General features: G+C 62.5%; 4 protein-coding genes and 1 pseudogene. 3 read left to right on the top strand and 2 right to left on the bottom strand.

The genetic code is table 11. The features are described from left to right. Window positions 1-703 precede the first annotated feature (703 nt). The 3 genes and pseudogenes from clpB (KIH75_RS09380) to KIH75_RS09370 all read left to right on the top strand — a co-directional run. On the top strand, window positions 704-3,421 hold the full coding sequence (gene clpB, locus KIH75_RS09380) for an ATP-dependent chaperone ClpB (RefSeq protein ID WP_219056451.1): 2,718 nt from the start codon (window positions 704-706) through the stop codon (window positions 3,419-3,421). Window positions 3,422-4,076: 655 nt separating this feature from the next. Further along, window positions 4,077-5,315 carry a glutamate--tRNA ligase family protein gene (locus KIH75_RS09375; RefSeq protein ID WP_219056452.1) on the top strand — a complete coding sequence of 413 codons (1,239 nt, stop codon included), beginning with the start codon at window positions 4,077-4,079 and terminating at the stop codon, window positions 5,313-5,315. A 154-nt stretch (window positions 5,316-5,469) separates the two neighbouring features. Further along, window positions 5,470-5,934, top strand: a pseudogene (locus KIH75_RS09370) (glycerophosphodiester phosphodiesterase family protein); the annotation flags it as partial. Between the two features lie 483 nt (window positions 5,935-6,417). On the opposite strand, the gene KIH75_RS09365 reads toward KIH75_RS09370, so the two are convergent. Together KIH75_RS09365 and clpB (KIH75_RS09360) are read right to left on the bottom strand one after the other, a co-directional pair. Continuing rightward, a complete protein-coding gene (locus KIH75_RS09365) occupies window positions 6,418-7,656 on the bottom strand; it encodes a glutamate--tRNA ligase family protein (RefSeq protein WP_219056452.1) in 1,239 nt (412 codons plus the stop codon). A 655-nt stretch (window positions 7,657-8,311) separates the two neighbouring features. Further along, on the bottom strand, window positions 8,312-11,029 hold the full coding sequence (clpB, locus tag KIH75_RS09360) for an ATP-dependent chaperone ClpB (RefSeq protein WP_219056451.1): 2,718 nt from the start codon (window positions 11,027-11,029) through the stop codon (window positions 8,312-8,314). Between the last annotated feature and the right edge of the window lie 703 nt (window positions 11,030-11,732).

Below are 11,732 nucleotides of genomic sequence, written 5' to 3'. Positions count from 1 at the left end.
GGATGACTCAACCGGAATCGGACAAAAATAGGCCAAAATTGTCTGATTTCGGTAGAGGGGACTCATTCAGGGAAATGACTCAACCGGAATCGGACAAAAATAGGCCAAAATTGTCTGATTTCGGTAGCGGAGCGGAGCCAGAGCAGACAACGTCATACCGTTTTCAGACAAAAGCAGGCAAATTTTGTCTGATTTCGGTAAAGAGAGGGTGACTTACTCAGGAGAAGGCAAGACAGATCTATTGGGGGAAACGGGGCAAGCTCAACCGGAATCGGACAAAAATGGGCTGATTTTGTCTGATTTCGGTAGGAGGGGAAAAGGAAATTGCGAAACGCGAAAAGTTGAGTCTATGTCACTCAAGTTTTGGGAATAGAATGGGAGTCAGCTTTGTTGTATGTGTCAGAACATGACACGTATGCCCCTCAGGCCACGTGAACATCGCCGCAACGCCAGCCGCAAACCGTGCAAGCGCAAGCTTAAACGGCCCGGCCAAGCGCAAGCTGTCCGGCCAGCGTCGACAGCGCCGCAACAAGCGGTGAACGCCAGCGCGGCTCGACAACCCAGCAAACGCCGGATCGTCGAGTCGCTAACGCGCCAACCGCTAGCACCAAGCGCCCAACGCCAAGTCGCCGCAACGCCAGTCGCCAGCGCACGTCAAGCGATCAAACGCAGCCAGAGGGCAATAGGAATTGGAGGTTACGTTATGGACCCGAACGAACTCACCACTATGTCGCGCGAAGCCATCGCCGACGCCATTCAAAGCGCATCCGCCGCAGGCAACGCGCAAGTTGACGTGCTGCACCTGCTCAACGCCCTGCTCACCCAGCAGCAAGGCGTGGTCCGCGGACTCATCGAAACCGCAGGCGGCGACCTGCAAGGCATCGGCGCCGCAGTACGCAACGCGCTCGTCAGCCTGCCGTCCGCCAGCGGCTCCACCACCGCGAAACCGCAAACCAGCCGTCAGCTCGACGCAGCCCTCGCGCAAGCCGAAAAGGAAATGCGCGACATGGGCGACGAATACGTCTCCACCGAGCACCTGCTCATTGGCATCGCCGCGGCTACCCCGAACAAGGCCGCCGACATCCTGCAGGCGCACAACATCACCCCGCAGGCCCTGCGCAAGGCCGTGCCGCAAATCCGCGGCGGCGCGAAAGTCACCAGCCCGGACGCCGAAGGCAGCTACAAGGCGCTGGAAAAGTACTCCACCGACCTCACCGCAGCCGCCAAAGAAGGCAAACTCGACCCGGTTATCGGGCGCGATCAGGAGATCCGCCGCGTCGTGCAGATCCTGAGCCGTCGCACCAAGAACAACCCGGTACTGATCGGCGAGCCCGGCGTCGGCAAAACCGCCGTGGTCGAAGGCCTCGCCCAGCGCATCGTCGCGGGCGACGTGCCCACCACGCTGCAGAACAAGAAGCTCATCTCGCTCGACCTGGGCTCCATGGTCGCCGGCTCGAAGTACCGCGGCGAGTTCGAAGAACGCCTGAAGGCCGTGCTTGAGGAAATCAAGAACGCCAACGGCCAAATCATCACGTTCATCGACGAAATCCACACGATCGTAGGCGCGGGCGCCGCCGAAGGCTCCATGGACGCGGGCAACATGCTCAAGCCCATGCTGGCACGCGGCGAACTGCGTCTGATCGGCGCCACCACGCTGGACGAATACCGTGAAAACATCGAAAAGGATCCGGCGCTCGAACGTCGTTTCCAGCAAGTGTTCGTCGGTGAGCCGAGCGTGGAAGACACCATCGCGATCCTGCGCGGCATCGCACCGAAGTACGAGGCCCATCACAAGGTCACGATCGGCGATGATGCGCTCGTCGCCGCCGCAACGCTGTCGAACCGGTACATTTCGGGCCGTCAGCTGCCGGACAAGGCCATCGATCTGGTCGACGAAGCCGCCGCGCACCTGCGTATGGAACTCGACTCCTCGCCTGAGGAAATCGACGAACTGACCCGTCAAGTGGAACGTCTGAAGATGGAGAAGTCGTATCTGCTGGGCAATCCGAAGAACGACGATGCCGCGAAGAAAGCCGAAGCCGACCTGGACGACAGTGCCAAGGATCGTCTCGCCGACCTGAACAAGGAGATCGCCAACAAGAGCGAGCAGCTGACCGGGCTCAAGGCGCGTTGGGACGCCGAAAAGAGCGGTCACAACCGCATCGGCGACCTGCGCAAGAAGCTCGACGAACTGCGCACGCAGGCCGAACGCTACGAGCGCGAAGGCGACCTGGCGAAATCCTCGGCCATCAACTACGGCGAAATCCCGAACATTCAGAAGGAAATCGCCCGCGCCGAAAAGACCGAAAACGACGCCAAGAACGGCGGCAACAGGGCTGGAACCGGAGACGGAGACGGCACCGGTGCCGACGTGCCGATGGTCCCCGACCGCGTCGACGCCGACTCCGTCGCTGAAATCGTCTCCGACTGGACCGGCATCCCCGTCGGCCGTCTGATGCAAGGCGAAAACGAGAAACTCCTGCACATGGAGGAGTACCTCGGCAAGCGCGTCATCGGCCAGAAGGAAGCCATCACAGCCGTGGCCGACGCCGTGCGCCGTTCGCGCGCCGGCATCTCCGACCCGAACCGTCCGACCGGTTCCTTCCTGTTCCTCGGCCCGACCGGCGTAGGCAAAACCGAGCTCGCCAAGGCGCTCGCGGACTTCCTGTTCGACGACGAGAAGGCCATGGTGCGCATCGACATGAGCGAATACATGGAGAAATCCTCCGTGTCCCGCCTGATCGGTGCCGCGCCGGGCTATGTCGGCTACGAGCAGGGCGGTCAGCTGACCGAAGCCGTGCGCCGTCGCCCGTACTCGGTGGTGCTGTTCGACGAGGTCGAGAAGGCGAATCCGGAGATCTTCGACGTGCTGCTGCAGGTGCTGGACGATGGTCGCCTGACCGACGGCCAGGGCAGGACCGTGGACTTCAAGAACACGATCCTGATCATGACCTCGAACCTCGGCTCGCAGTTCCTCGTCAACGAGGATATGGACGACGAGGCCAAGCGCAAGGCCGTGATGGACACCGTGCACAGGAGCTTCAAGCCGGAGTTCCTGAACCGTTTGGACGACACCGTGATGTTCCACCCGCTGACCCGCGAAGAGCTGGGCGGCATCGTGGATATTCAGGTGGCCAGCGTGTCCGCTCGCCTGACCGACCGTCGCATCACGCTCGACGTGACCGATTCGGCGCGCGAATGGCTGGCGAACATGGGTTACGATCCGGCGTACGGTGCGCGTCCGCTGCGCCGCCTGGTGCAGACCGAAGTGGGCGATCAGCTGGCGCGTATGCTGCTGGCCGGCAAGGTTCACGACGGTGACACCGTGCTGGTGGATCAGACCGGCGGCGAGCATCTTGAGCTCACCGCGTGGGCGTCCGACAAGCTCGTGGACGATGAGCCGGGGGCTGAGGAGGCCTGATTCGGGCTGGCTTGGGCGCGATTCGGGTTGGATTGGGCTGGTCTGATTCCGGCCGAGTCCAACCCGCGCTTTTTCCAAACAACCCTCACTACCGAAATCAGACAAAATCGGCCCATTTTGTCTGATTTCGGTTGGGTCCAACCCAAGCCTTCCCTGAACGTCTCCCATTACCGGAATCGGACAAATTTGGCCCGTTTTTGTCTGATTTCGGTATGAGACCTGCCCTCGGTTTCCTCAGCGGATTTGCCCCGTTTCCTCCTGAACGGCCCCCACTACCGGAATCGGACAAATTTGGTCCATTTTTGTCTGATTTCGGTATGGGGTCTGCCCTCGGTTCCCTCAGCGGATTTGCCCCGTTTCCTCCTGAACGGCCCTCATTACCGGAATCGGACAAATTTCGCCCTTTTTTGTCTGATTTCGGTATGAGGTCTGTCCTTGGTCTCCTCAGCGGGTCTGCCCCGTTTCCTCCTGAACGGCCCTCACTACCGGAATCGGACAAATTTGGTCTGTTTTTGTCTGATTTCGGTTGATGATGTCCAGCCGTCATCAGTCGCTGTCAGCCGCTATCAGACGGCAATTCGCTAGTTCTCCACATCCGCCAGCCCACAGCCGAACGGCGAACACACGGCGAACCGGTCGTGTAGGCTCGAACAACATGACGGGTCGTTTCGCTCCAACGCCTTCAGGGCGTATGCATATCGGCAATATGGTTGCCATGATGGCCGCGTGGCTGGATGCCAGATCGCGCGGCCAGCGCATGCTGCTGCGCATCGAGGACATCGATACGCCGCGCGTGCTGCCCGACGCGGACCGTTGGATCATGGACGATCTGACCTGGTTCGGCATGGACTGGGACGGCGAGCCGGTGTACCAGTCGCAGCGGCTCGCCGTGTACGAGCAGGCGCTGGGTATGATCGCGGGCGGCGACTGGGGTGCGGATTGCGATTCCGTGGACAGTTCCGTGGACGGTTCCGTGAACAGTTCGGCAGACGGCAAAGGCCGCATCTGCATGAGCGCCCACCCGCGCAGCCGCCAGCAGCCCCGCCCACACACCCAACACATCTACCCGTGCTTCTGCTCGCGCGCCGACATCCGCGCGGCATCCGCCCCGCAGGAAGGCGACGGCTTCCAAATCTACCCGGGAACCTGCCGCACGCTCATCCTCAACAATCCGCAGGAATCCGCCGATCGCGTCGCCGCCGGCCGCCGCCACTCCCTACGCATCGCCATGCCGGAACCCGGCGATCCGCACAGCATCGTCACCATCGCCGACCGCGTCTTCGGCACGCAAACCTTCAACCTGCCGCGCGATATCGGCGACTCCATCATTCGCCGCTCCGACGGGCTGTTCTCCTACCAATTCGTCGTCACCGTGGACGATCTCGCCATGGGCGTCGATACCGTCGTGCGCGGGCGCGACCTGCTGCGGTCCGCCGCGTTGCAGACGTGGATCCGCAACGTGCTCGTGGAAAGCGGGTTCGGGGGAGCGGGCGAGGATTCCGGCGAAAAGGACGGGATGGACGAAATGGGCGAAAAGGGCGAGATGGCCCAATCGGGCGCCCCCGCCGCAATCAGTCCCTCCGCGATTACTCCCTCCGCGATCGCCCCCGAATACGCGCACATCCCCCTCATCGACAACGCGGCCGGCCGCAGACTCGCCAAACGCGAACGATCCCTCGACATGGGCGCCCTACGCAAACGCGGCGTCACCGCCGAACAAGTCGCAGGATACTGCGCCTACCTGCTGGCCCTCATCCCCGCCCCCGAACCCTGCAGGCCATCCGACCTCCTGCGCGACTTCAGCTGGGAACCGCTCCGTCGCGACCACGCCGACCGCACACTCGACCCCGCCTCGCCGCAATGCCCCAGCTGGCTCGCAGACGCGGTAGGCTGAAAACACGGAGTCGAACGGCTCGGGCGCCCGGAAGCGGCAGATTGCTGCCCGCAGACCGCAGCCCGCAGCTCACAGCAACGGCTCAAACCAGGCCAGCAAACCAGGCCAGCAATAAGGCCTCAACACGGCTCAAGCTCTAAGGAAGGAGCAACATATGTCGAAAGCTAAAGTCTTCAGGAACGTGCTGATCGGTGGCGCGGCGATCGCGGGTGCGGCGCTGTGGGCGGTCGCGCCGCGAGGCTTCAAAAACAAGCAGAAGCATTATGTGCCGACTGTGCCGGACGTGTGGTACGCGCATCGCGGCCTGCACGACGCGGGCTCCGGGCTGACCGCCGCATACGCCGAACAGAGCGGCGAATACGTGGCGTTGGCGCGTCGCATGGCCGCCAAGGCCGGGTACGGCAGCGAGGAATTCGAAGGGCCGATCGCGCCGGAAAACTCGCTGGCGGCGTTCGCGGCCGCGTGCGAAGCCGGGTACGGCATCGAACTTGACATTCAGCTCACACGCGACGGCGAAGTCGTGGTCGTGCACGACGCCGATCTGGGCCGAGTGGCCGGAGATCCGCGCAAAATCAAGGATTTGAGCTACGACGAGCTGACGCGCATCCCGCTGTACCCCACCGCGTACCCGGCTTCGCACGCGGCCGCGAACGCCGCCAGCGAGTTTTCCGGCGCGATCGGCCCTTCGAATTCCTCGCTGCCGTACCCGGCCTTGGCGGCCATGCGACGCGCCAACGCCACGTATTCGCCGCTCTGTTCGGCGTATGCGGCGGTCAGCCCGGAGCCCGCGTCGTGCAGGCCGCGATGCGCGTACCACACGTCCGGCACAGTCGGCACATAATGCTTCTGCTTGTTTTTGAAGCCTCGCGGCGCGACCGCCCACAGCGCCGCACCCGCGATCGCCGCGCCACCGATCAGCACGTTCCTGAAGACTTTAGCTTTCGACATATGTTGCTCCTTCCTTAGAGCTTGAGCCGTGTTGAGGCCTTATTGCTGGCCTGGTTTGCTGGCCTGGTTTGAGCCGTTGCTGTGAGCTGCGGGCTGCGGTCTGCGGGCAGCAATCTGCCGCTTCCGGGCGCCCGAGCCGTTCGACTCCGTGTTTTCAGCCTACCGCGTCTGCGAGCCAGCTGGGGCATTGCGGCGAGGCGGGGTCGAGTGTGCGGTCGGCGTGGTCGCGACGGAGCGGTTCCCAGCTGAAGTCGCGCAGGAGGTCGGATGGCCTGCAGGGTTCGGGGGCGGGGATGAGGGCCAGCAGGTAGGCGCAGTATCCTGCGACTTGTTCGGCGGTGACGCCGCGTTTGCGTAGGGCGCCCATGTCGAGGGATCGTTCGCGTTTGGCGAGTCTGCGGCCGGCCGCGTTGTCGATGAGGGGGATGTGCGCGTATTCGGGGGCGATCGCGGAGGGAGTAATCGCGGAGGGACTGATTGCGGCGGGGGCGCCCGATTGGGCCATCTCGCCCTTTTCGCCCATTTCGTCCATCCCGTCCTTTTCGCCGGAATCCTCGCCCGCTCCCCCGAACCCGCTTTCCACGAGCACGTTGCGGATCCACGTCTGCAACGCGGCGGACCGCAGCAGGTCGCGCCCGCGCACGACGGTATCGACGCCCATGGCGAGATCGTCCACGGTGACGACGAATTGGTAGGAGAACAGCCCGTCGGAGCGGCGAATGATGGAGTCGCCGATATCGCGCGGCAGGTTGAAGGTTTGCGTGCCGAAGACGCGGTCGGCGATGGTGACGATGCTGTGCGGATCGCCGGGTTCCGGCATGGCGATGCGTAGGGAGTGGCGGCGGCCGGCGGCGACGCGATCGGCGGATTCCTGCGGATTGTTGAGGATGAGCGTGCGGCAGGTTCCCGGGTAGATTTGGAAGCCGTCGCCTTCCTGCGGGGCGGATGCCGCGCGGATGTCGGCGCGCGAGCAGAAGCACGGGTAGATGTGTTGGGTGTGTGGGCGGGGCTGCTGGCGGCTGCGCGGGTGGGCGCTCATGCAGATGCGGCCTTTGCCGTCTGCCGAACTGTTCACGGAACCGTCCACGGAACTGTCCACGGAATCGCAATCCGCACCCCAGTCGCCGCCCGCGATCATACCCAGCGCCTGCTCGTACACGGCGAGCCGCTGCGACTGGTACACCGGCTCGCCGTCCCAGTCCATGCCGAACCAGGTCAGATCGTCCATGATCCAACGGTCCGCGTCGGGCAGCACGCGCGGCGTATCGATGTCCTCGATGCGCAGCAGCATGCGCTGGCCGCGCGATCTGGCATCCAGCCACGCGGCCATCATGGCAACCATATTGCCGATATGCATACGCCCTGAAGGCGTTGGAGCGAAACGACCCGTCATGTTGTTCGAGCCTACACGACCGGTTCGCCGTGTGTTCGCCGTTCGGCTGTGGGCTGGCGGATGTGGAGAACTAGCGAATTGCCGTCTGATAGCGGCTGACAGCGACTGATGACGGCTGGACATCATCAACCGAAATCAGACAAAAACAGACCAAATTTGTCCGATTCCGGTAGTGAGGGCCGTTCAGGAGGAAACGGGGCAGACCCGCTGAGGAGACCAAGGACAGACCTCATACCGAAATCAGACAAAAAAGGGCGAAATTTGTCCGATTCCGGTAATGAGGGCCGTTCAGGAGGAAACGGGGCAAATCCGCTGAGGGAACCGAGGGCAGACCCCATACCGAAATCAGACAAAAATGGACCAAATTTGTCCGATTCCGGTAGTGGGGGCCGTTCAGGAGGAAACGGGGCAAATCCGCTGAGGAAACCGAGGGCAGGTCTCATACCGAAATCAGACAAAAACGGGCCAAATTTGTCCGATTCCGGTAATGGGAGACGTTCAGGGAAGGCTTGGGTTGGACCCAACCGAAATCAGACAAAATGGGCCGATTTTGTCTGATTTCGGTAGTGAGGGTTGTTTGGAAAAAGCGCGGGTTGGACTCGGCCGGAATCAGACCAGCCCAATCCAACCCGAATCGCGCCCAAGCCAGCCCGAATCAGGCCTCCTCAGCCCCCGGCTCATCGTCCACGAGCTTGTCGGACGCCCACGCGGTGAGCTCAAGATGCTCGCCGCCGGTCTGATCCACCAGCACGGTGTCACCGTCGTGAACCTTGCCGGCCAGCAGCATACGCGCCAGCTGATCGCCCACTTCGGTCTGCACCAGGCGGCGCAGCGGACGCGCACCGTACGCCGGATCGTAACCCATGTTCGCCAGCCATTCGCGCGCCGAATCGGTCACGTCGAGCGTGATGCGACGGTCGGTCAGGCGAGCGGACACGCTGGCCACCTGAATATCCACGATGCCGCCCAGCTCTTCGCGGGTCAGCGGGTGGAACATCACGGTGTCGTCCAAACGGTTCAGGAACTCCGGCTTGAAGCTCCTGTGCACGGTGTCCATCACGGCCTTGCGCTTGGCCTCGTCGTCCATATCCTCGTTGACGAGGAACTGCGAGCCGAGGTTCGAGGTCATGATCAGGATCGTGTTCTTGAAGTCCACGGTCCTGCCCTGGCCGTCGGTCAGGCGACCATCGTCCAGCACCTGCAGCAGCACGTCGAAGATCTCCGGATTCGCCTTCTCGACCTCGTCGAACAGCACCACCGAGTACGGGCGACGGCGCACGGCTTCGGTCAGCTGACCGCCCTGCTCGTAGCCGACATAGCCCGGCGCGGCACCGATCAGGCGGGACACGGAGGATTTCTCCATGTATTCGCTCATGTCGATGCGCACCATGGCCTTCTCGTCGTCGAACAGGAAGTCCGCGAGCGCCTTGGCGAGCTCGGTTTTGCCTACGCCGGTCGGGCCGAGGAACAGGAAGGAACCGGTCGGACGGTTCGGGTCGGAGATGCCGGCGCGCGAACGGCGCACGGCGTCGGCCACGGCTGTGATGGCTTCCTTCTGGCCGATGACGCGCTTGCCGAGGTACTCCTCCATGTGCAGGAGTTTCTCGTTTTCGCCTTGCATCAGACGGCCGACGGGGATGCCGGTCCAGTCGGAGACGATTTCAGCGACGGAGTCGGCGTCGACGCGGTCGGGGACCATCGGCACGTCGGCACCGGTGCCGTCTCCGTCTCCGGTTCCAGCCCTGTTGCCGCCGTTCTTGGCGTCGTTTTCGGTCTTTTCGGCGCGGGCGATTTCCTTCTGAATGTTCGGGATTTCGCCGTAGTTGATGGCCGAGGATTTCGCCAGGTCGCCTTCGCGCTCGTAGCGTTCGGCCTGCGTGCGCAGTTCGTCGAGCTTCTTGCGCAGGTCGCCGATGCGGTTGTGACCGCTCTTTTCGGCGTCCCAACGCGCCTTGAGCCCGGTCAGCTGCTCGCTCTTGTTGGCGATCTCCTTGTTCAGGTCGGCGAGACGATCCTTGGCACTGTCGTCCAGGTCGGCTTCGGCTTTCTTCGCGGCATCGTCGTTCTTCGGATTGCCCAGCAGATACGACTTCTCCATCTTCAGACGTTCCACTTGACGGGTCAGTTCGTCGATTTCCTCAGGCGAGGAGTCGAGTTCCATACGCAGGTGCGCGGCGGCTTCGTCGACCAGATCGATGGCCTTGTCCGGCAGCTGACGGCCCGAAATGTACCGGTTCGACAGCGTTGCGGCGGCGACGAGCGCATCATCGCCGATCGTGACCTTGTGATGGGCCTCGTACTTCGGTGCGATGCCGCGCAGGATCGCGATGGTGTCTTCCACGCTCGGCTCACCGACGAACACTTGCTGGAAACGACGTTCGAGCGCCGGATCCTTTTCGATGTTTTCACGGTATTCGTCCAGCGTGGTGGCGCCGATCAGACGCAGTTCGCCGCGTGCCAGCATGGGCTTGAGCATGTTGCCCGCGTCCATGGAGCCTTCGGCGGCGCCCGCGCCTACGATCGTGTGGATTTCGTCGATGAACGTGATGATTTGGCCGTTGGCGTTCTTGATTTCCTCAAGCACGGCCTTCAGGCGTTCTTCGAACTCGCCGCGGTACTTCGAGCCGGCGACCATGGAGCCCAGGTCGAGCGAGATGAGCTTCTTGTTCTGCAGCGTGGTGGGCACGTCGCCCGCGACGATGCGCTGGGCGAGGCCTTCGACCACGGCGGTTTTGCCGACGCCGGGCTCGCCGATCAGTACCGGGTTGTTCTTGGTGCGACGGCTCAGGATCTGCACGACGCGGCGGATCTCCTGATCGCGCCCGATAACCGGGTCGAGTTTGCCTTCTTTGGCGGCTGCGGTGAGGTCGGTGGAGTACTTTTCCAGCGCCTTGTAGCTGCCTTCGGCGTCCGGGCTGGTGACTTTCGCGCCGCCGCGGATTTGCGGCACGGCCTTGCGCAGGGCCTGCGGGGTGATGTTGTGCGCCTGCAGGATGTCGGCGGCCTTGTTCGGGGTAGCCGCGGCGATGCCAATGAGCAGGTGCTCGGTGGAGACGTATTCGTCGCCCATGTCGCGCATTTCCTTTTCGGCTTGCGCGAGGGCTGCGTCGAGCTGACGGCTGGTTTGCGGTTTCGCGGTGGTGGAGCCGCTGGCGGACGGCAGGCTGACGAGCGCGTTGCGTACTGCGGCGCCGATGCCTTGCAGGTCGCCGCCTGCGGTTTCGATGAGTCCGCGGACCACGCCTTGCTGCTGGGTGAGCAGGGCGTTGAGCAGGTGCAGCACGTCAACTTGCGCGTTGCCTGCGGCGGATGCGCTTTGAATGGCGTCGGCGATGGCTTCGCGCGACATAGTGGTGAGTTCGTTCGGGTCCATAACGTAACCTCCAATTCCTATTGCCCTCTGGCTGCGTTTGATCGCTTGACGTGCGCTGGCGACTGGCGTTGCGGCGACTTGGCGTTGGGCGCTTGGTGCTAGCGGTTGGCGCGTTAGCGACTCGACGATCCGGCGTTTGCTGGGTTGTCGAGCCGCGCTGGCGTTCACCGCTTGTTGCGGCGCTGTCGACGCTGGCCGGACAGCTTGCGCTTGGCCGGGCCGTTTAAGCTTGCGCTTGCACGGTTTGCGGCTGGCGTTGCGGCGATGTTCACGTGGCCTGAGGGGCATACGTGTCATGTTCTGACACATACAACAAAGCTGACTCCCATTCTATTCCCAAAACTTGAGTGACATAGACTCAACTTTTCGCGTTTCGCAATTTCCTTTTCCCCTCCTACCGAAATCAGACAAAATCAGCCCATTTTTGTCCGATTCCGGTTGAGCTTGCCCCGTTTCCCCCAATAGATCTGTCTTGCCTTCTCCTGAGTAAGTCACCCTCTCTTTACCGAAATCAGACAAAATTTGCCTGCTTTTGTCTGAAAACGGTATGACGTTGTCTGCTCTGGCTCCGCTCCGCTACCGAAATCAGACAATTTTGGCCTATTTTTGTCCGATTCCGGTTGAGTCATTTCCCTGAATGAGTCCCCTCTACCGAAATCAGACAATTTTGGCCTATTTTTGTCCGATTCCGGTTGAGTCATCC

It is taken from the genome of Bifidobacterium pongonis (assembly GCF_019331805.1).
GTDB lineage: Bacteria > Actinomycetota > Actinomycetes > Actinomycetales > Bifidobacteriaceae > Bifidobacterium > Bifidobacterium pongonis.
The sequence above is the reverse complement of the archived record's forward strand: the minus strand, read 5'-3'. Positions and strand labels throughout refer to the sequence as shown.